This window comes from Marinobacter sp. ELB17, assembly GCF_000169375.1.
Taxonomy (GTDB): domain Bacteria; phylum Pseudomonadota; class Gammaproteobacteria; order Pseudomonadales; family Oleiphilaceae; genus Marinobacter.
The window spans coordinates 145,940-167,225 of record NZ_AAXY01000003.1; the positions used below are offsets into that span (position 1 = coordinate 145,940).

Here is a 21,286-nt window from a genome sequence, read left to right on the forward strand (position 1 = left end):
CTTCCTTAATCCTTGTCTGCGGTTATCGGCACTGCGAGATAGTTCCACCCGTCGTAACCGTCCAATAACCGGTAGTTGTTGTTTTCATAACTGCCGGGAAACAAAACTAGCAGCCGCCCCTGTACCAAGGGCGCCAGCTTATCTACAACGTCTTTGACCTTGAGAAATCCGAACAGGGAGCCAACACCTTGTACAGCTACCACGGTATTGTTGTCTGCATTCTTCTCTTTCAGAACACGCTCTAAATCGCTGACGATGTAGTCGAGGTATTTGGGCAGAACAGTGGCCAACAGGTGTGGTTTCTGGAAATAGCTCTTGGCATACCGTTGGGTGCTTAGCCAGCCGGCGAAGCTGTTAGTCAGATCGAACAACGCCCAGTCGTGTCCCGACTGACGGGTGACTATTTCAAATTCGTCTACCCTGGCTCTGAGCCATCGCTCTTCGTTTTCGTTATAGACGCAGAAAATAACCCGCTGAGCGGCTGCGGCGTCATCTCGCCAGGGGATAGCAATGTGCCGTCCGTACGATTGAATCAGGCGTTTAACCCTGCTCACGCAACCACTCCTGTTCTTGCTGATTAATATGGCTGGGGAACAAGACCTCGATAACATTCCCAACCCGCTTATAGGTTATCCATCCCCTGCGGGAGGCCTGTTCGGCCAATTCAATGACTTGCTCCTTGGAGCAGTCCAGCAGCTTCGTATATTCAGAGCTGAACAAACCTTGCCCACGGGCGCCGGTTAAGTAACCCAGCAACAATGCATAGGCGGCGCTGCTCGGTGTCGGAATGGCCCGGCTTCTTGTTTTCTTGTTTCGCCCCGTCAGGTGGCCAGATTTAGTCCAGCTGGAGTTGATGTTTTGGGCTGTGGATTTCAGAGTCGCTTTGCTGAAGCGGCCTGGTTCCAGGCTGTCTAACCGTTCTTCGACCGAATCACGGGTGATGATTGAGCCTTTCGGTGCTTTGAGAATCAACGACGCACTGGTGCGAAAAATGGAGTCTCTGGCGTACGTTGCTAAAAGCGCCAGCATTGGTCTTCCTTCTTCATCGCGCTGCCAGAAATAAAGCAAGGCGCGAAAGAGCAGGTGATTCGTGTCGAGAGAATACAGCTCTGCTAAGTGTCTGTAGGTAAGGCGGCGAGTTTTACCGGAGCGTTTGCCCAGGCAGTTTTCTGCTTCTATGGCGTGCAGGTAATCGGCCTTTTTTGCCTCTGAGCGATCAACGTAGCTCAGTAGCGCCGTCAATTCGTCTAGCATCATGGTTCGCGAGCTGTGGGTGCCGCCGCGCTCAAATCGAAACCCAAAACGGGCAAGCTGTTTATCGTTAGACATTGGCGCTATTTCCATCGCTTGCGCCGCGATTGCGAACCCATCCATCGACTTCGTCCTTCTTAAACTTCCATGCCCGGCCTACGCGGTGAGCAGGCATCGTTTGCTTGTCAATCCACCTGTATACCGTATCGTTGCTGACCCCCAGATACTTGGCGATTTCGCTGACTGACAACCATCGGTCGTCCAGTTCGATCATGGGTTCGTTCCCCTGTTCTTGCATAGCGCTGTTCACAAGCGATTGGGCGACTGGAAAGCGCCCAAAATAATGAGCAATCAATATATAGCGCTAGTTCGCGTGTAACAACCGCATTGGTCGGTATAGACCTGCATAGAGCGAAAATGTTGGGCGTTTGTACGAATGTTACGCCAGTACTGCGATAAAAAAGTCGCTCTTTACAACCTAATGAGGCGTTTCACGTTCGAGGAGTGTTTTGAATAAAGGAGGGCCGATAAATATGGTATGTATCATGCGCGGAGTTCGGGAGACTCCGAGTAAGCGTCCGGTAATTCCATCTTGAGCCCATGCCGCAGCCGTCAAGATAGTGTGCGCTTATTCCTCAGCGGACACTTTTCATGAAAACCTAAACGCATCTCGCTCGTTTCGAAAACGCCGTCAGCGTTCGCAAGAGTATAAAGCCAGACTGGTTGCTCATCATAACCGAGTGTCTACTTTTCGTGGGTAATACCGCTGTTAGTCGTCGGTAAGCTCTCCTCGCTTTAGAGGTTGAGGTTAAACTTCGCAAGCTCGTGACCCTGTTCAGCGGCGCGCATATTCCACTTAGTAGCTTCACGATGGTTCTGCTCGACTCCTTCGCCATTTCTAAGCATTATCGCAAGATAATATTGTGCATCCGTATCGCCTTGTTTGGCGGAACGTCGGTACCATTGAGCTGCTTCGACAGCATCCTGCGGGACGCCATCACCAGTCTTAAACATAAAGCCAAGATTAAATTGTGCAACTGCATGACCTTGATTAGCGGCGTGGCAGGATTCGAACCTGCGACTCCTTCGTCCCGAATAAAATAGTGTAGTGATTCATTTCGGTTCATTTAGGTCTATTTCGTTTCCGTTTTAGTCTATTAACTGTATGTTTTTAATAGGTTTTTATAGAATACTTGGGTGTTGATTGAGTTCAGGTTGTTGCAAGGCGTTTTACAGGTACCCAACAAGTACCCAGGCCAGAACCTGCCCCCAATCAGTACCCAAGATTCTTTAAAATTAGCTATAACGGAGTTGGAAAATGGCAGTAAAAAATAAGGAGCTCCTTCCAAGGAGTGCCGATTCAGCAGACAAATTTATCCGGAAAGTAACCCCTGGCCAGAAAGATCTTTACATTCAGGACTCAACTGTTAAGGGCTTGGTGTTACGCGTTACGCCCGCTGGGAATAAAGCCTGGCATCTGAGATACAGCGTTCAGGTTGGTTCTGGTCAGTGGGTTGGGCGAAAGTATGCCCTTGGTGCGTTTGATGACGGACTGAGAACGCGTTCTGTTCGGGAATTGGCTGAGACTTGGCGAGTCCGTATTCGACAGGGAGATGATCCCCAGGAAGAAAAAAAGCGTCTTGCAGAAGCACGAAAGTCTAAATATCTGCAGGAAATTGCAGAGCGGCAGGCGTTGAGGACTGTGAATGATGCAGCTGCTGTGTATGCGGTTAGGTTGGCAAATAAGCAGAGCGGGCACAAAGATGGTGGAGTGCACGCAATGACGATGCTGAAAAACCACTTGCTCAAGCGCTTTGGGGACATGCCGATTAGTGAATTCAAGCGCTGTCACTTTTTTGCTGCTGTTGATCCTATTCTGGCGGCGGGACATAACTCAATGGCGAACACGATTTTGGCCTATACAAAGTCGTTGTTCCGAAATGCAGTTAAAAGAGAGTTTATTGAATATTCAGTTTTGGATTGCATCGAAAAAGTGGATGTTGGCGGGAAAGACAAAATTAGGAGTAGAGTCCTTTGCGCTACAAAAATGAAAGGTGATGAGCTGCAAGAACTTTACCGTAAATTGCCAAACTCTGGCCTGTCACTGAACCTAGCCCGGATTATTCAAAAAAGTAGGCGAATATCGCTTAACCAATTGATATAATTGGAGTTACGCTAATAACGCTACGTACGAAGCTTAAACGAGACCGCCTATGTGCCATTCTATCCCAACTCAACTCCGTTTTCCTGCTATAGCCTTGTCCAATATGAAATGAGTCTGAAGAGGGGCTGTATTTCTAATATCAAATGAGTCTGAAGCAAGCGCAGGATTTGTTCATGATGGCGGGATGAAAGCCATTATGAAGCTCGAAGATTTAACGACCATCGATCAACTGACGCACTTCCTGTCAGGAACTCAGGCAGTGGCCTTTTCGGTCACTAATGACAAAGACGCCTGTTACCGCTGGATTCAGCAAGCGTTAGTCAAATTCCGCTATCTGACACTTAACCGGCAGGGGAAAGGCGTCGTCATTCGCTACCTGATAAAGGTCAGTGGTTACTCGCGGCAACAGCTCACTCGGCTGATCGCCCAGTACCGCAAGACGGGACGATTACAGCGACGTCAGCGAGCCGTGTCCGGCTTCAAACGGAAGTACACTGAAAAGGATGTCCGGCTGCTGGCGGCGATGGACGAGCGCCATGACACGCCCTGCGGCCATGCCATCAAGAAACTGTGTGAACGAGCCTATGGGGTCTATGGCGAGACCGAGTACAAGACTCTGTCAGCAATCTCCGTCAGTCACCTCTACAACCTGAGAAAATCTACGACCTATTCCCGGCATCGACGGCATTTTGAGAAGACCCGGTCTAAGCCTTCCACCCTTGGTGAGCGCCGCAAGCCCCAACCCAACGGCATGGCAGGCTATATCCGCATCGATACCGTACATCAGGGGGATCTAGACAAGCAGAAGGGTGTTTACCATATCAATGCTGTCGATGAAGTCACCCAGTTTGAGGTTGTCTATACCGTTGAGAAAATCAGCGAACGCTACCTCATGCCCGCCCTGGAGCAGCTGCTTGATGCCTTTCCTTTCAGCCTACTCGGTTTCCACTCTGACAACGGCTCTGAATACATCAATAAACGGGTCGCCGACCTGCTGAGAAAGCTATTGATCGAGTTCACCAAGTCACGCTCTCGACAGAGCAACGACAACGCGTTGGCGGAAAGCAAAAACGCTTCCGTGGTCAGAAAACTGTTCGGATACAGTCATATTCCTCAGCGCTGGGCACCCCTCATCAATGCGTTTAACCAGCAGCACCTGACCCCCTATGTTAACTTTCATCGCCCCTGCTTCTTTCCTGAAACCAAGGTCGATGACAAGGGAAAGCAGCGCAAGATCTATCGTTATGAAAACATGATGACGCCCTACGACAAGTTCAAATCACTGCCTGGTGCCGAAGACTATTTGAAACCCGGCGCCAGCTTTGAAATACTCGACAAGGTCGCTCATCAGATCAGTGACAATCAGGCGGCGGACCAGCTACAAAAGGCCCGTCAGGAACTCTTCAAAACCATCCATGGACAAGCCCTGAGAACAGGCTAATAGAGAACCACTCCCCCTCTCTCCTTCAGACTCATTTATGGATTGGAAAATACTGCTATCGCCGGCTTCACGGTGCGCGCCGATTTCAATGGCGGGGCCATGTCTAGTGACTTTGGGGCCCTGCTGCTACAGGGCGTGGATCGTCAGACCGGCCTGATTGAGCGCCTGGCCTCAGCTATCGAGGATTGGCGGCACCCGTCTTATATTGACCACAGCCTGACGGACCTGTTGCGCCAGCGCATTTTCCAGAGTGCCTGCGGCTATGCCGATGGCAACGATGCCAACAGCCTGCGCCACGATCCGGCCTTCAAGCTGGCGCTCGGGCGTGCTCCCCTTGATGCGGACACCGCTTTGGCGTCCGCTCCGACCTTCTCTCGTCTGGAGAACGGGCTCTCTCGCAAGGACATCTATCGCCTGGCCCAGGCCTTCGTCGACGCCTTTATCGCCAGCTATGCCAGCCCGCCACCGGTGATGGTGCTGGACATGGATCATTCCGAAGACCGCACCCACGGGCAACAGGAGCTGGCCTTCTATAATCGCCACTACGGCAGCCACTGTTATCTGCCTCTGTTCCTCTTTGAGGGCCTGTCGGGCAAGCTCATTACCGCTGTCTTGCGTCCCGGCAAGCGACCTACCGGACGCGAGAACGCTGCCATTATCGGGCGGGTGTTGCGTCGGTTGCGTCAGGCCTGGCCAGACACCCACATCGTCCTGCGCGGCGATGGCCATTTCGCCAATCCGGCCTTGATGGCCCTGTGCGATGGCGATGATCAGCTCGATTTTCTCTTTGGCCTCGCCGGTAACAGCGCACTGACGCCCAGGGCTGAGCCACTGCTCGCCAGGGCTCGCACCCTGCATGAGCAATGCTGCGAGAACGCCCGTCGGTTACAGCAGACCACCCCCGCAGCAACCCGTCTTTACGACAATGTGGCCTACCAGGCCGGCTCATGGCCCGCCGCGTACCGGGTGGTGCTCAAGGCCGAGGTCATGAGTCTGGGTGACAATCCGCGCTTTGTCGTCACGTCGCTGACGGAACCGACGGCGGAGGCGTTATACCGGGATTTGTACTGCGCCCGCGGTCAGGACGAGAACTACATCAAGGCGGTGAAGAACGACCTGGCCAGCGATCGTACCTCCGACCATGGCTTTATCGCCAATCACCTGCGCCTCTTTTACGCTTGCGCGGCCTACAATCTGATCCACAGCCTGCGTGAACATACGCTGTGCCACACCGAACTGGCAAAAGCTCAGCCCATGACCCTCATTCTGAAGCTGTTCAAGCTGGCCGTGCGGGTAGTGCAGTACAAGGACAGGATCAAATTGCACCTGCCCAGCCGTTGCCCGATGAAGGGTCTGCTACACCGGGTGACCGAATTAATGTACCTGGCCCGACCGCCAACGCCCGCCTGACACCCCTGACAGGGATCGCGACCTAAAAACGACGATCTGGCACTGTCCAGAAGCTTCTGCTCGCCTGAAATCCACAAATTCGCCATCTGATCGGAGAAACTGGTCCCGGAACGCCATAGTCACGTCTATGCACGTCCCATTTTCCAGCCATGGTCGAGTCATTAGCCTGAAAATAGTCAGACAATGCCAGGCTCTGAGAGCGAGAGGGTGGTTTATGAAACATTCGGGCTAGCAGGCTATTGATACCTCCTCTATCTCTGATTAGCCGAGGCTAACCGCTTCGCCGCTGACGTCTAAAGGCAGATAATTGCCGACGTGGCCCATGCGAATGCTTTCGACCATCATGGTCATGGGCTGCTGTGCTTCGTCGCTGGACGGGGGCACGCCACCACGACCAGACATAGCCGCCACGAATACAACGTCCCAGTTCTGACCCGTGTTGCGGGACTCGTCCACCAGCTGACTGAAGTCTGCGACTTCGGCAGGGGTTTTATCCACGCAGATCACCGGCGTAAGTGCGCCGCCCTCGCCCCGCTCAAAAGCTGCGAGCTCCTCTGCAGAGGCCGAGTCTGGCAATTCGGCGCGGCAAAACACAAACAAAAGGCGCTGGGGTTCGTGCTCCTGCCCGGTCGCGGCAATCAATTCGCGGTAATTGCTGATCATTTCATAAATCCTTAAATGGTAACTATCGGCTTATCTGAATCAGCTTGCTCGGGTCGGAAATAAACACCCGGCTGCGATTTACCCGCACCAGGCCGTTGGATTTCAGGTCGGCCAGAATGCGCGAGAAGGTTTCTGGCTGCATGGCAAGACGCGACGCCACCAGGCATTTGGGCAGTGGCAATTCCACTTCACCACCCTGCTTGCTGCCTTCTGGTAACAAATCCACCAGATAGCGAATCAGCCGATCGCGGGCGCTCTGCACGGTCATGATTTCCAGATCGTGAAAATGAGTCACTGCGCGCATAGCGTAGTGGCGCAGAGCGGCCTGGGTATAGCTGTGATTGGTGTCCAGCAAGTCCTGATACGCTTTCACCGGAATCATCAGCACTTCGCTGGTTTTCAGGGCTTCGGCGTAACAGGCGTAGCGGGCGGGATCGGCGTATATCATCACTTCGGCAATGCAGTCGCCTGGCGCGATGCTGTCCAGAGTACGGTCGATACCAGAAGCATCCAGCCGATACAGGCGCAAGCGGCCAGACAACACAAAGAAGAAGTGGTGGGCCGGCATGTCCTGGCGATACAGTAACTGGTGATGGCCCAACCGCAAGCGGCGGGCATGATGCAGAAGCTCTTGCAGGTCGTCTTCTTCCAGAGCGCTGAACATAGCGTGGTTGCGCAACAGCGTCAGGCTGTCTTTTTGGTCACTGGATTTGACCGCCATCAGAACCGGTTTGGCGTAGTTCATGGGGGTATCGGCAGCCTGTATCATCGCCATGATGAAGTCCTCTTTGGCGTGTTCATGCATTCATAATCAATGTATGAATACTAGGGTCTGTTGACAATTGCTCGTAAGTCTTTGAAAGATAATAGCAAGCTCGTATAATGAAGTTCCACAACAACAATCATACGAGCCCGCAATGCCCAGATACATGCTCACAGAGAAGCTGTGGTCCAAGCTAAGAGAAGTATTGCTTCAATTCAGGTAACTATTCAGCTCATATTCACCATGATCATTAAAATAGAGTCTCATCGGTATCCATAAACGCAGGGCTTTTCCCCTGAAAGAGTAAAGCCAGAGCCTCTGTGGCTGATACCCCCTGCTTACGGCACGTTGACAGGTAACTGCGAACACGACAAAAGATCTTCGCCCCCGCCATGGATCGAAAACAACCGGATATTTTCTGCTGCACTTTCGTCATGCGCAGGTCGTTCTCCCCCTGATTGTTAGTGAAGGGGACGTACTCGACATCCATAAAACGCAGAACGTCGTGCTCAAAGTTTCGCAACCTTTCCAGCAAGTTTCGGGCTTTTGATCGTTTTAGCCTGCCTCGTTTCCCTGCCTCTCGCAGGCTCTTATCGGGAGGCGGACATTCGATATCTGCCTCTTCGAGACGTTGTCGATAGCGCTGTCGCCACCGTTCAGCATCAGTGGCTGGCAAGCGGCCACCGGCATCCGCTACCGTTTTGTTCATATCGATCAGCAGTACTTTCATCGCCTTGGCCCAGTGTTGATCGTCCTGCTCCCATGCCCTCTCCAGCTCCCGAAGATGGTGCGCATTGCACAGGGAATGGGTGCACGCGTAACGGTAGTACGGCTTCCAATGATCGTGACACAGCACCCCACTGAAGAAGGGTAAGACGCCCATCTCGTCCATGGCCTCGGTGCCACGCTTGGTGTGGGGATAGAACAGCGTCAATGCGCTATTGGACGCGCAGTGCAACCAGTGGCGCTTCCCGTCCAGGTTGATGCCGGTCTCATCAACATGCATGAGCTCAGATTTGGCGAGCTGAGCTTTCGCCCACTGCTCGAAATGATCCAGCTTCTCGTAAGCCTCTTTGTTGAAATTGAAGACAGCGCCGGCACTGACCGGAATGCCCATCTGCTCCTGAAAGTGGTCACGGATTCGGTCATAGGGCAACAGCTGAAACTGCGACATATAGACCGCATTGGCCTTGATGCCGATGCCATACTGAACCGACTGACTGACCCTGTCCGGAAAGGCAGCAACAAATCGATTCCCCTGGTCGTCTTTAATAACCTGTGCTCGGTATTCAGTCACGAATCGCGCGATATCAATATCGATGACCTGCCGTGTTTCATAACCGTCCTCTTGATACCGCCGTCCTTTTGGCAGAGAGCGTCGATCGACTTTCAGCTCTTTCACTGCGTCAGGACCATCGACCTGCTGCAAGGTGGTTCCGATACGCCCCTTCTGTCCGCCGGGTTTTCTATTGCTGGAACCCTTTTTGGAAGATTTGTCACGGTTCGGATCCGTTGAAGGCGGCTTACGACTATTTTTGCTATTGAGCGTCGTGCGGTTGAGCAGTAGCGCCACCAAAACGAGCAGCACTTCCAGAGCGGCCTTGAGTGAAGGCGACAGGTCACGCTCTTTCTCAAGAAGGTTCTTGACGGAGGCGATTGCCGAATCAACGTCGATATTGTCTATTTTCAATGTCTGCCCCCACCGGGATGGCTTTGTAAGACAGCCATTATCGCACGGGTTTTCAGGGCGACATTTTTGGCTCTGAGCGCTCTTATACGGCGATTAAAAAATCGATGCCGTCCCGTGATCGGTATCGGTAATTACAGCCTTTCAGCGGACCCTATGTCGTCGGTTATAGCCTGTCTGGTTGCATCAGTGCGTATGCCGATAAAGTCGAAAGATTCAGGCAAAAACCCTGTCAAGAACTTTCACAGGTTTTTTGAGCTGAATAGTTACGATCAAACTTGATTAAGCTCAGATTACGTCACCCCTGAATACAAATATTGATCTGCGTCAATGGACCACATCACTCTTGGAATCGAAAATTCAGGAAAGGTAGAAGCGAGCACATTTCTCCCGCCTTTTCGCGTATTTGCAGGGAATTCGGAGAGCAGGACTGCTATAGTTTGCAAGTGATAGACTGTTTGCTGTTATCAACCGTCCGGGTGGCTGAAGCGACGACATGCCCAAACTACTGACGCGCCTTCAACGTTTTCGCACGGGCTCTCCCCTGTCTTTCAGGTTGCTTGCCTGGATACTTCTGTTCAGCTCGGTTTTCACTCTGATCGCGTCTGCTATCCAGATCTATTCCGACTATTCGAAAGATCTTTCCCAGATCGACAGCCGCATGCAGGCAATTGAGTCCGGGTATGCCTCCAGCCTCGCCAGCAGCCTCTGGGCCCTTGATCAAAAACTGCTCCAGACCCAAATGGAAGGTATTCTCAGCCTTCCGGACGTCGTTCATCTGCGGCTGGGCATTGAACCGGACTCCGAACTGGTTATGGGTGAGATCCCCCGTGGAGCCGATACCCAGCCACACAACTTCGGTCTGGTTCATCAAGGCGATGGAATGCTCAAGCTCGGCGAACTCACGGTAACAGCCGATCTGGATCGCGTTTATCAGGACATGAAGGTAAAGGTTGGCATCATCATGGCCACCCAGTTCCTCAAGACTTTTTTCGTGTCCATACTAATCATATGGGTTTTCCAGCACTTTGGGGTTCTGGGGACATTCCGTCCCAATGTCATCAACTTACCTGATTACGCATAAGAGTCAGCCATCTTTAGCAGCCTATAGGGCATAGGCGGTGTCCGGGCTGCTACTGTCAGGAACCGCGGAAGCATGGCTTTGAGATCGTAGCGCCGATTGAAGCGGTATTCGAACTCAGCGAGGTAGCGAGGGGCATGCTGCCCCCGGATAGCGTGGTAAGTTCCAGTGATCGCGTTCTTGACGTTGCCGAGCAGGGTGTTGACCCAGTTGAACTCAGGATTCGCCACGCTGGCACGACCGCCTCCGGTGATGTGGCGCTCGTGGACGCAGGTGGCCGTGTCAAAGGCCCGGAAACAGTTGAGACCATCGCTGACAACGTGGCTTCCGGGCGCAATGGCCTGTTGGCCATAGCGACGCACCTCGGCCAGGGTAAAGCCACTCACACGGCGAAGCTGAACCCGCATCGGGTGGCCCTCGCCATTGGTTTGTACCGCAGCGACAAAGGGGAATTTATGCTCGGCACCACGACCTGGTTTTCCCGACCGTTCGCCGCCCAGATAGGCGTCATCAATCTCGATGCGGCCGCTGAGCCTCTCTCCCTGGTTGCGATCGTGCATGACCTGCAGCACCTTGTGTTTGAGCTTCCGGGCCGTGTTATAAGTGACACCGAGATCCCGAGACAGTTGCAATGCCGAGAGACCGCTCTTACGCTGGGTCAGCAGATAAATGGCCAGGAACCAGGTGGTCAACGGCAGGTGAGTCGCATGAAAGATAGTGCCGGCGGTCAGTGACGTCTGATGGTGACAGCGATGGCACTGGTAATGCCCCCTCGATAGCCGGCAGCCGGTAGCATTGCCGCAGTCAGGGCACACAAATCCCTTGGGCCAGCGGTGCTGGAAAAGGGCTTCCTGGCACTGTGCTTCTGTGCCGTATTGCTTGAGAAAAGCCGGCAACGACAGGCCGGGCTGGAACTGGATTGGGTTACGTGCCATGAGATTGCCTCCTGTACTGTATATAACAGGCGCTGTTGTGCTTACATGTTGGTAGGCTATTCCAAACTGGGAATCGCCCCCCGAACCCAAGCAACATCTTGAAACTCCTCCCTTTCATCCATAAAGCGGAACCACGCCAGGTAATTGTCCACGTGGGCCGTTCCGACACCGTGGAAGCGCTTAAGCCAACCCTTCCAGCGTTGGGTAAAATTGTTCAGGGTCTGGATGTGGTAAACACCCTCAACAACCCGGCTGTTATCCTTCGCAATCAATCGCTTATGCTCAAGATGGTCAAACGTCTTCACCATTTCTACATAGGAAAGGTTGCCATCTGTGCACAAGACGGAGTTCTCGCGGATCACTGAGGCCAAGGCTGCGATAATTTCCTCCTTAGTGTCGTGCTCTAGAACATGGTGGGTAATGTGTCCGGAGCGATCCAGCGCCAATGCGATGGGCACCAGAGTCACCTTACCGCCCCCCACGTTTACGGGCTGGCCGAGGCATCGTCTTTTTTCCCTTGAAGGACTCCGGCAGGAATGTCTCGTCGGCCTCGATGATGCCGGACAACGACGTAGCCTTATGATCTCTGGGACTGCTTAGAAAGGCATGACGCCAACGAAAGGCCGTGCGTAGGCTGACACCGGTCACCTTGGCCGCTTTGCGTAGGGATAGGCCATAGCGCATCGTTTCCACATACTCTAGCCAGAGCTCTTCTTTACGCATGCGGTACAGCGGGCTACCCACCAGCGCGTTGAAGGTCTTTGCGCAACGTTTACAACGGTAGCGCTGGCGCTCATTCTCGGATGATCCCCAGCGAATAAACGTCTTGGACTGGCAATAAGGGCACTGGGTAACCGCCTCTTCACTAGCCGTCAGCGTCTCGTAAACAGCCTCCAGTTTGACGCGTTTTTCAATATGATGTCGTAGCCTTTTCAGCTGTGGGGTGGTGAAGTCAGGAACGCGGCGTAGAAGGTCGTTGAAATCATCGTGCTGCACGGTAGCCTCCAAATACATTCAGGTATGGAGTAAGTGTAGACCACCAACAGGTAAGCACAACAGCGCCATATAACATCAGTATATGCCAGAATGGCGGCAGCGTGGCTGATTAACGTGAGTAATCAGGTCAACTTAAGCCCCAAAAGTCCATCATGACCCTCTGAGTCACCAAGATTACCAATCGTTAGACAGCCTATTATTGAATCGACAGGCGATTAAAATCAGAGTCTAACCCGAAATCAGCTCCAAAGACCGTCAATGGTGTATTTGCAGGTGCGCCAGAGCGATTTAAACACTATTCAGGGAGAGCATCATCCGACCGGTGGCCAGCACAGTCTGTCAGGAAACCTTGTTAAACGTCGTCGAGGTTTGGTGTCGGTCAGCGAGTCGGCTTGTACCCTTCACAGCCTTTGGTGGCCGGTCGTTTTCGGCGTCGTGGGCAGCCTCGCCCGGGGCGCACCGCACTCAGACTGTTACCACTCAGACGACACAGGTTATCCAGGGCCTCGCGGCTGGGGCGCACCAACAGGGCGACGAGGGTATGCTTCAGCCGGGATACGCCCGAGCAACCTCACCACCGCTAAGAAGGGTGGAAGTACTGCCCAGCGTCGCGATAACGACCATAAGGACAAACACCAACTCATTGCCGAGGTTTTCACAGTTGGCTTTCGCGGCTAACTCAATCCGGTCACCGCACAAGTCATAGGGCAGGGGGTCAAGACCGGTTAAATGGTTGGCGTACTGACGCAAGCCCGCCCTGACTTAAATCGAACGATCTCGATTAGCCAGGCGCCGACGAGTTTGATCCGAGTTAACGTAAACAGCTTCGGTAAACGCCGCGCTGGCGTGACCCAGCTCTTCCGAAACATGGCGAATATCAATGCCGGCTTCGATGGCCATGCTGGCGCCGGTATGCCGTAAATAGTGAGTTTCAGACGCTATGGCTTTCAATTGCATCGACTCGCTCTCTAATCCTTCAGTGCTCATTCTCTCAACTGCCAACATGAGAGCTTCCTCGCAAGTGCGCTCGACCTGTCGCGCACCCAAGCCACCGCCTCGCATGGACGGAAGAATTGGGGTGGCATCATTGGGTAGGGGTAAGGGAGTATCGCTGCCAAGGTTTTTTCTCCAGCGTTTCAGGTAGCCCATATAGGCATTCGGGCACGTAATTTTTCGGCCTTTTTCGCCTTTACCGAACACGTAAAACGTCCAGTATGCACCGCCTTTAAAAACTCGCTTCTGATAGTCCCCGAATGTGGGTAGCCGCGGTTCACCATCAATCGAGCGAACAGCCAGCTCACTAACCCTTAAAAACAAGGACTTCATGGTGATAATGACAAATAAGTGTCGTTCGTATCTAGGGTTCTGGTCTGCGGCAGCTTCAACTGTTTCCCGGATATACGCCCACTGCCAATCCGTGTACCGGCGGACGGACGCCTCGGGTTGCTCAAGCAGGGAGCCCGATTTAGCTTTTGTTTCGCGCTTGCGCACTTGCAAAAATGGGTCTTCGAGTAGTACTCGGCGAGCCATTAGAAAACGAAAATAGGAGGACAATGCGACCCGAGACGATTTCAGGCTTGCCGGGCTGGCCGAGTAAAGGGGACCCCGAGAGCGTTGCCGGGTAAAGGGTCGCCACTTGGGGTTAATGACGCGTTCACCGCCATGATTGGCAAACCCTGGCGCAATGTCGGGGGCGACCCAGGCTCCAGGTGGTGTTTTCAGGAATTTGAAGTAAGAAGCTACAACTTCTGAATCAACTTGATCCAGAGTGCGCTTAGCGATCACCCAGAGATAGTTGAGGAATCTCTGAACCTCACCACGGAAGCGATTGTATGTGCCTAGGGTACCGGTGTAGTCCTGCAGGTATTGAAGGCTTAGAGTTAGGTCGCGTTCCAATGAGTCTTGACCCATGGACAGCTCAGCAAGCCGTGAAAGGATAGCCTTGTATCCACCAAGGTCAGCCTGTTCAGAAAGTCGGTCTGCGGTATCAAACACGGGGAAACCGGGGAATTTTTCCATCAGCTACAGACTCTTTTTGTACAAATCAGTGTTGAAAATATTTTTGAAACTGCTTTTTGGCCTTAGTTGAAGGCGGAGTTATCCACGCTGCTCGTGACAAGTCGCTCAACAGGTTGGTGGGTTATAGAAACCATGTCGTTTGTCCCGATATAGTGAGTTTAGATGCGACAATAAAGTACCCAAAACCCCATGTCAAATACTTAGCAGTATTTGACATTATGGGCCTCTGACAGCATAGCTTTTCTAAATTTTATTGTTCTTATGAATGGCCCTAGCGTACGTTTTCGCATCGTTGGACTTCACACCCTTAATATTAGAACTGACTACGGTGGATCGTCATCGTTAAATCAACGCTTGAGCACGCAGTGCTGCTGACTACTGATATTTTTTGCCATCACCTCTGAAAATGACAAGACCTGGTTGAGATTGTCCAAAATCTCCATGATCGAGAAATCGGCTTCAAGTCACTGACAGAGACCATGCGTTGTTGGAAAGAATCAGCGCTGAGTGGGCTTCTATGAGACCGACGGACACGACCTCAGCATAAAGCTGCTGTACCCTCGGTACGTTCCCTTACCTTACACGCAGTCATCGCAAGGAAGCAGCAGTATGAGCAACCTCAATAATGCTTCAGAAAACGTAGAATTAACTCCTGGGTTCCACCGCCTGGCAGAGCTGGTCGATACATGCATGGAAAATGCGAACCGTCACGGCGAGCGGTTCAACATTTTCTCGATTCTTGGTCTCCAGCGGGATGAAACACGCACCCACTCCCGATATCTTGCGGAGTTGCTGAACCCGAGCGGAAGGCACGGTGAAGGCGCAAAATTTCTTGGTACCTTTATTAAAGATGTTCTGAAACTCCCCATGCCAGTTAGTGGCCAGGTCAAAGTCACGAGAGAGCTGGCCACCGAGGATCAGCGACGGGTAGATATCGTTGTTGAGTCGCCAAATCTGATTATTGGCATCGAGGTGAAAATTGACGCTGGAGATCAGAAGGCGCAGCTCCATGACTATTATGCTGAGCTAGCCAGCCGGGCTGGAAACCGGAAAACGCCGGTACTGGTCTACCTCACATTAGATGGCAAAGCCCCATCGACCTATAGCCTCAGAAACCTTGAACAGGAGAATGTTCATTGCCTGTCCTTCTCACAGGACATCCTCCAGTGGATCGGCGATTGCGCAGATGCCAGTGCGTACAAACCGGAATTGTCCTACGCCCTGATTCAATACAAGCGCCTACTCGAAAACCTCACCGGAGCCGGAACCTCTATGACCACCCTAATCGCCGATAACCTGTCCAATAATCGCGAAGACTTGGAAACCGCGTTGAATATCGAGAAAGCGCTGCCTAAGGCAAAGGCGAAAGTTATGCTCCGATTCTGGGAGGAGTTATCTTCCGCTATGGCCAGCGCGTTTGGTGAGGAACCTACGGTGTACGGCGGTAAAAATCTTAGAGCAATTTCTGAGAACTATTTCGACAGCAGCCGCGGTGGCAAGCACGTGGGTATCAAGCTCGCGATTGGGGAGATTAACGGTGAAAACCTCTGCTTATACGTGAACATTAATCATGTCATCCACTACGGGTTACGCATTGAGGGTGATTCAGACTCGCCGGTTTCCCGACCAGAAACAAAGTCGAAATTGCAGGAAACGCTAAACGATGGCAACGCGGTGGCAAATAAAGAGGCGGACTGGCTGATTTGTTACTACCACAGCCCAGAAGCGAACCAGGAACCTACCATCCTTAACTTTAATTCCTTTGACGGGCCGGTACTCGATCTCCTGGAGGACAAAATCCGGCAGACCATTATCAAAAACATGGTTGATCATCAGGCGAATTTGGTTCAAGCAGCCAAACTTCTTATCGAAACCAGCAACGCTTAAACGACAAACGACGTTGTATGTCGCTGTGGTGGGGCCTGATACGGGAGCGTATTACGAGACCTGCTACGGCTTGTTCGTAACTGGCGTAGCCTACACCGACCAAAACCATGAGAGTCATATTCTATGAATCCTGAACAATCTTTCGCCCAGAATCGTCTGCTCCAGCTAGCAGAGCAGTTGCTGAAAGAGACATCAATCACCGGGGACTTAGTGTTCTTTGCTGACGAAGATGAAGGAGGAATAAGCGGTGCGACTTGGCGATTTGAGGACGAAGACCATACCCTACTGAAAGACAGTGGTTTCAAATTCATGCTCATGGAGCTATTAGATTCCTTGATTCTCCGCCGGGCCAGCGAGGAAAGCACAGATGCCCTCAATGGAGTGATTCACCTTGAGAAGTCATCGCCCTCCATCCAGTGGATGACCGTTGATGAAGCAGAAAAAAAAGTTGATCAGACTGATTCGCGTTGAAAGAAAAAGATCAGACGGTAAGCTCGCTATCATCTCCGGCCTTGGTCAAAGACAAAGACAAAGACAAAAACAAAAACAACTCCACCCCCCGTCAAGCTGCTCCTTCACCAACCGCCACTCCGGCATAAATCGATCCAGGAGTCCATAGAACCGCGGGCTGTGGTTATGCTCCACCAGGTGATAAAGCTCGTGGAGCAGCACGTAGTCGATGGCCTGAGTCGTTGCTTTGATCAGATCTGGATTCAGAAGCGCCGTACCTTCCGGTGAGCAACTGCCCCACTGTGTTTGCGTTCCCAGCATTCGCCAAGCTGGCGCCTTCGTTGTTCACGGCAGGGTGTCGACCATCAGATCCAATCGACGCTGGAACGCATCTTCGGCCTGGCACCACTGAGGGGTTCTGGGGACATTCCGTCCTAATGTAACACTTATCGCTACAGCCCTTGCCTCATAGGGTGTCCAGAGGTGTCTTAATTTTCATTTTGCACGATTGATTGCATAATCTCATCCAAGTCGAGCGGATTTTGTTCAAAGCTGAAGCTGTAGGTCCCGTTCAAATTGATATTATGCCAGGCCACTGGTGAAACCTGCTTGATAATTTCGAGCTTCTTATCGTCACCTTCCTCTTCAAAATACTCGAGTAATCGCGTCAGTATCAGCGAGTTAAAATAAATAATGGCGTTGGTTAATAGCCTCGCACATTCATTCCACAAGACGATTTCATCGTCTGATTTCCCTCTGAAACGATTACCATTCACATGAGCAATGGCACGGCGTAGTTGATGATAAGCCTCTCCGCGATTCAATGCTCGCTGCACATAAGTTCTTAAGCTGGCATCATCAATATAGTCCAGTAAGTACATGGCCTTGAGCATACGGTTGTACTCAGTTAAAGCTTTCAGCAAGGGATGGTTTTGACTATAGCCGGAAAGCTTTCTAACAAGTGTTGCCTGCGTTATCGTCTTTTGCTGCAGCGATACAATAATGCGTTGAATAGTATCCCACTCATCGATAATTAGTGCTGTATTGATAGGCTTTTTCAATGAGAGCGTCGCCTTATTATCTTCTCCCTCACTTACATCAAATAAGTCTGATATCACCGTTCCAAACTGAGCATAGCGCGGTGCAAAGGTATAGCCAAACAGGTCCAGCAAGGCAAAGTTCACATGATTAACCCCGTGCGTATCCGTTGATAATATATCCGGCTTAATTTCAGAGGTGTTGTTATGAAGCAAGTCCAAAATAAAGTGTGATTCATGTTCATTAGCACCGATAATTCGGGCATTCAATGCTACATGATTGGCAATCAGGTTCATCGATGTCAGTCCTTTGTTTGTGCCAAAATATTTCGATGAATAGCGGGTTTTAAATGTCTCTAACCGTGATTCGAATTTCTGCCCATCGGCACTCGCATGAATGAGTCCTTCCTGGATATTGTAATGTTTGAAGATTGATAATTTCGCTGTCGCATCGTTAATGGCATCATTGCCGAGGTTTAGCGTTTCAGGTCGCAAATAATTGGCTTGCACTGTGCGTAGGTGTTCATATGACCGATCAGAGATACTGGCCATGCCATGCAAGCCGTAATAAGTTCCATTGCCAATGACTGCTGCCAGCAAATCATTCAAATGATCGCTCTGGCCGGACTGTATCTGACGAACATGCTCAAAGTGCTTTAAAAAGCCTGTCTCCTGATGAACGAAGCGCAATACGTCAGCAACGTTGATGGGTTCCATGCGATCAAAAAAAGGATTGTTTAGAGCAGTTTTAGCACCGGAATACGGAAGCCGCCATTGGGTTTTACCCGAACGATTACGCAATATCACATTTCGATTGTCGCCGTCATCAATACGTTGGCAGACCCGCTGCAGCTTATCGGTCATCTCTTGTTCCATTGACTTGACCAGCTGGGCAGGCTCGGTATTCATACTGCCTAACATGGAATCTTTGAGCAATTTGTCTTTCTCAGCCCAAGGGATATCCCCAACCAGATCATCGTGTAATGCGCGATATTTTATGGCTGTGGGTATAAAAAGTTTGCCATCCAGCTTATTTTGGGCCGCTAAATACAGCATAATCTCGTAACGTTCAGAGAGTACCTTGTTATCCGCATCGATCACATAAAATTGATGTTTGGATGAAATTAATCGCCGGTCTGTAGACGCCAATTCCCCGGTATCTAACAACTCCTTTTGCATTCCATTTAATTGTGCAGCTAATGCCTGTGTATTGCCTGACCCTTCAAACGTCAGACATAAAAAGATGGGGCGTATTATGTGTTGAATCAGCTCATTGTTCTTATCATAAAATTCCCAGATGTAATCATTGTTCGTACGTTTTTGTTTTTTTAGATACAGGCACAGTAATTCAATTTCCCGTGCTCCAAGCAAGTCTTGTACCCGTTTTTTTATTTGTCTAAATGACACTTGGTCATCAATTGTATCGTCAATAAAAAAGTATAATAGTTCAGCGGCTTTGCTAATATTTGCTGCTGCACCTTCCCAGTCTTTATAGGCCATTTCCTTGGCATGCGCTTTGGCTTTTTCACGCAATTTTCGAACGTGGTAGATAAATCCATCGGCCAGACGTTCAATATTGATTTGCGCCCTCTCCTGAAGGTAACAAAGTAAATAAAGCTGCTGCGTGACTCGGTAAAAGCGTTTAAGCTTGGTAATAGAGTAGTAATCAACCATCGTCGCATAATGCAGTTGGTTTTTTTGCGATAGTGACAAAGCAGATACCACCTGATTTACTTCATTCATCCAAGTCTGAATCAGCTTATTCACGTTCAACTCTTTCTCCAACTCTGAAACATAAAACTTTTCGCAGCCTGCTTAAGTTCTTTGACCGTTAGTGTACTTTCTCCATCGACTAAATCCGCCAGTTTCTCAGCCAAATCAGCAGATATAGTTGCTTTTAATGTGTCAGAAAGTCGCTTACGCTCCTGCTTGATTACCTGACTTATAATCCGTTGAAGTACAGTATATTTTGGAATAGCTATATGATTCCGAGCCAGATATTCGGTACAGGCATCAAATAAAAAGCGTGGTTCTATCCAGGATTTAGCAACCTTTTGTAAATAGCTAATGAGAGGTTCCTGATGTTGCTTTGCATCCCATGTTTTAAAACCCTGCAGGTTGAGAATCTTGTCGTAGATACGTGCCTTTTGCATACGACTAACACTAAAGCGAGGAACTTTAAATTTAGCGAAATATTCTTCAGCAATAAAGGTTAGATCTTCCTGCAATTCCTTGTAAGGCGGGTTGTGTTGGATCGGTTTGATTTTAAAATAACCGAGAAGTGCTATGGCATAGCATTTATGATTGCGATTCCTGATGGATTTAATAACGTCCTGTTCCGGGTCATTCAGTGCAAAACTGACACGTTTTCCTTCAAGCGAGAGACTGGGAATGCCATATAGGTCGTTAATTTCAGCTTCGTGAAGTATGGTCAGGCGTTCTTTATAAGACATGGGCTTCTCGCGAAACCTGGAATACTACTATAAACTGGATATTACAGCGATTTTGAAAATTAAGGTGCCTCTGGATGCCTTATGACAGTTGGGCTGTAGCGATAAGTGTTACATTAGGACGGAATGTCCCCAGAACCCCATAATGCGACACCCGGCGCAGCCAATCCGGTATTGTTCCCAAACTGATAGCCCATACGGAGTTCGCTTTGACAGGCCCAAATCCCACACATAAACAGACCACAACAGCCGCTGCTCGCGAGTGGCAGGCATTCTGGCTGGCCGTCGGATTTTTAACCCGCATACCCATGCTGGTATCGATTGATTATTCCCAAAAACTGATGAATCAGTGCAGCGTGTACTTTCCACTCGTCGGTTTGTTGCTGGGCGCTTTGTACGTCGGATTGTTTGCCCTATTGGGGCTGTTCTGCAGCCCGCTGGTCAGCATTCTGCTGGTGCTGTGTTTTCATCTGTTCATTACCGGCGCTTTTCACGAAGACGGGCTAGCGGATAGCGTGGACGCGTTTGGCGGCGGCTATACCGTTGAAAAGCGACTGGAAATCATGAAAGATAGCCGCATTGGCACCTATGGCACGGTTGCGCTTGTGCTTGCGTTAGCGCTCAAAGTCGCCCTGCTGGTGGAGAGCCATCACATCATGCTGGCGCTACTTCTGGCACCGGCTATCAGCCGGCAAACGCCACTTTTGTTGATGTCATTCCTGAACTACGTGACCGATCCCGACATCAGCAAAAGCAAGCCGGTCGCGGAGGGTTTTTCCCGCCGGAGGCTCTGGTACAGCAGTGGGTTTACCCTGCTGGTGGCATTGGTGTTCAGCGCCTGGTTACCAGGCTTGTGGCTGCTGGCACCGCTCGCGGTGGCTGGGATTGCTCTGCTGTGGGGTTGGTATCTGAAGCGCCAGCTGGGCGGCTATACCGGCGATGCGCTGGGGGCCAGCGTGGTATTTTGTGAACTGGTGTTGCTATTGGGGATGTGAACACCGCATTGACTCCCAATATCACGCCCTTATAGTAGAATGACTTTTAACAGGGAC

The 21,286-nt window shown here is 51.0% G+C and carries 16 protein-coding genes and 4 pseudogenes; 7 read left to right on the forward strand and 13 right to left on the reverse strand.

The features are described 5' to 3' along the window. Positions 1-5: 5 nt before the first annotated feature. From MELB17_RS05285 to MELB17_RS26415, 4 genes are all read right to left on the reverse strand, one after another. The gene (locus tag MELB17_RS05285; RefSeq protein ID WP_007349111.1) at positions 6-554 is read right to left on the reverse strand and encodes a BREX protein BrxB domain-containing protein; all 549 of its coding nucleotides are present in this window, start codon (positions 552-554) and stop codon (positions 6-8) included. Continuing rightward, positions 541-1,329, reverse strand: a complete 789-nt coding sequence (locus MELB17_RS05290) for a hypothetical protein (protein ID WP_007349112.1) — start codon at positions 1,327-1,329, stop codon at positions 541-543. The genes MELB17_RS05285 and MELB17_RS05290 overlap by 14 nt, the downstream gene beginning before the upstream one ends. After that, positions 1,322-1,525, reverse strand: a complete 204-nt coding sequence (locus MELB17_RS05295) for a helix-turn-helix domain-containing protein (RefSeq protein ID WP_007349113.1) — start codon at positions 1,523-1,525, stop codon at positions 1,322-1,324. Before MELB17_RS05295 ends, MELB17_RS05290 begins: the two co-directional genes overlap by 8 nt. Positions 1,526-2,046: 521 nt before the next feature. Further along, positions 2,047-2,364 (reverse strand): tetratricopeptide repeat protein, encoded by a 318-nt coding sequence (locus MELB17_RS26415; RefSeq protein WP_227498816.1) that lies wholly within the window; start codon positions 2,362-2,364, stop codon positions 2,047-2,049. 205 nt (positions 2,365-2,569) lie between these two features. Between MELB17_RS26415 and MELB17_RS05305 the strand changes: the two genes are divergently transcribed. From MELB17_RS05305 to MELB17_RS05315, 3 genes are all read left to right on the forward strand, one after another. Next, positions 2,570-3,415 (forward strand): DUF4102 domain-containing protein, encoded by an 846-nt coding sequence (locus MELB17_RS05305; RefSeq protein ID WP_007349115.1) that lies wholly within the window; start codon positions 2,570-2,572, stop codon positions 3,413-3,415. A gap of 196 nt (positions 3,416-3,611) precedes the next feature. Then, the gene (locus MELB17_RS05310) at positions 3,612-4,856 is read left to right on the forward strand and encodes a DDE-type integrase/transposase/recombinase (RefSeq protein WP_198136447.1); all 1,245 of its coding nucleotides are present in this window, start codon (positions 3,612-3,614) and stop codon (positions 4,854-4,856) included. Between the two features lie 33 nt (positions 4,857-4,889). Then, positions 4,890-6,266 (forward strand): IS1380 family transposase, encoded by a 1,377-nt coding sequence (locus MELB17_RS05315; RefSeq protein WP_083796350.1) that lies wholly within the window; start codon positions 4,890-4,892, stop codon positions 6,264-6,266. 261 nt (positions 6,267-6,527) lie between these two features. Here the strand turns inward: MELB17_RS05315 and MELB17_RS05320 are convergent, their stop codons facing one another. From MELB17_RS05320 to MELB17_RS05330, 3 genes are all read right to left on the reverse strand, one after another. Further along, the gene (locus MELB17_RS05320; protein ID WP_007349118.1) at positions 6,528-6,929 is read right to left on the reverse strand and encodes a hypothetical protein; all 402 of its coding nucleotides are present in this window, start codon (positions 6,927-6,929) and stop codon (positions 6,528-6,530) included. Positions 6,930-6,951: 22 nt separating this feature from the next. Beyond that, positions 6,952-7,704 carry a Crp/Fnr family transcriptional regulator gene (locus MELB17_RS05325; protein ID WP_036183759.1) on the reverse strand — a complete coding sequence of 251 codons (753 nt, stop codon included), beginning with the start codon at positions 7,702-7,704 and terminating at the stop codon, positions 6,952-6,954. A gap of 238 nt (positions 7,705-7,942) precedes the next feature. Further along, positions 7,943-9,382, reverse strand: coding sequence for an IS66-like element ISMrsp5 family transposase (locus MELB17_RS05330; protein ID WP_007349120.1), 1,440 nt, complete (start codon positions 9,380-9,382; stop codon positions 7,943-7,945). A 493-nt stretch (positions 9,383-9,875) separates the two neighbouring features. Here MELB17_RS05330 and MELB17_RS05335 point away from each other — a divergent pair. Then, positions 9,876-10,409: pseudogene (locus MELB17_RS05335) on the forward strand (diguanylate cyclase); the annotation flags it as partial. A gap of 44 nt (positions 10,410-10,453) precedes the next feature. Here MELB17_RS05335 and MELB17_RS05340 read toward each other — a convergent pair. The 4 genes and pseudogenes from MELB17_RS05340 to MELB17_RS05355 form a co-directional block, all read right to left on the reverse strand. Beyond that, positions 10,454-11,395 carry an IS1595-like element ISMrsp2 family transposase gene (locus MELB17_RS05340; protein WP_007349122.1) on the reverse strand — a complete coding sequence of 314 codons (942 nt, stop codon included), beginning with the start codon at positions 11,393-11,395 and terminating at the stop codon, positions 10,454-10,456. 56 nt (positions 11,396-11,451) lie between these two features. After that, positions 11,452-12,409 (reverse strand): annotated as a pseudogene (locus MELB17_RS23605) (IS1595 family transposase). Positions 12,410-12,770: 361 nt separating this feature from the next. Next, positions 12,771-12,953: pseudogene (locus tag MELB17_RS25380) on the reverse strand (IS4 family transposase); the annotation flags it as partial. 200 nt (positions 12,954-13,153) lie between these two features. Then, on the reverse strand, positions 13,154-14,410 hold the full coding sequence (locus MELB17_RS05355) for a tyrosine-type recombinase/integrase (protein ID WP_007349125.1): 1,257 nt from the start codon (positions 14,408-14,410) through the stop codon (positions 13,154-13,156). A 609-nt stretch (positions 14,411-15,019) separates the two neighbouring features. Between MELB17_RS05355 and MELB17_RS05360 the strand changes: the two genes are divergently transcribed. Further along, positions 15,020-16,297 carry a PD-(D/E)XK nuclease family protein gene (locus MELB17_RS05360; protein ID WP_007349126.1) on the forward strand — a complete coding sequence of 426 codons (1,278 nt, stop codon included), beginning with the start codon at positions 15,020-15,022 and terminating at the stop codon, positions 16,295-16,297. Positions 16,298-16,420: 123 nt separating this feature from the next. Then, positions 16,421-16,768: a hypothetical protein gene (locus MELB17_RS05365; RefSeq protein ID WP_007349127.1), complete on the forward strand. Its 348-nt coding sequence runs from the start codon at positions 16,421-16,423 to the stop codon at positions 16,766-16,768. A 45-nt stretch (positions 16,769-16,813) separates the two neighbouring features. On the opposite strand, the gene MELB17_RS05370 is transcribed toward MELB17_RS05365, so the two are convergent. Further along, positions 16,814-17,068 carry a M48 family metallopeptidase gene (locus MELB17_RS05370; RefSeq protein ID WP_007349128.1) on the reverse strand — a complete coding sequence of 85 codons (255 nt, stop codon included), beginning with the start codon at positions 17,066-17,068 and terminating at the stop codon, positions 16,814-16,816. Between the two features lie 167 nt (positions 17,069-17,235). Continuing rightward, positions 17,236-20,237 (reverse strand): annotated as a pseudogene (locus MELB17_RS05375) (Tn3 family transposase). 206 nt (positions 20,238-20,443) lie between these two features. Between MELB17_RS05375 and cobS the strand changes: the two are divergent. Beyond that, positions 20,444-21,229, forward strand: a complete 786-nt coding sequence (gene cobS, locus MELB17_RS05385) for an adenosylcobinamide-GDP ribazoletransferase (protein ID WP_007349131.1) — start codon at positions 20,444-20,446, stop codon at positions 21,227-21,229. Positions 21,230-21,286 lie beyond the last annotated feature (57 nt).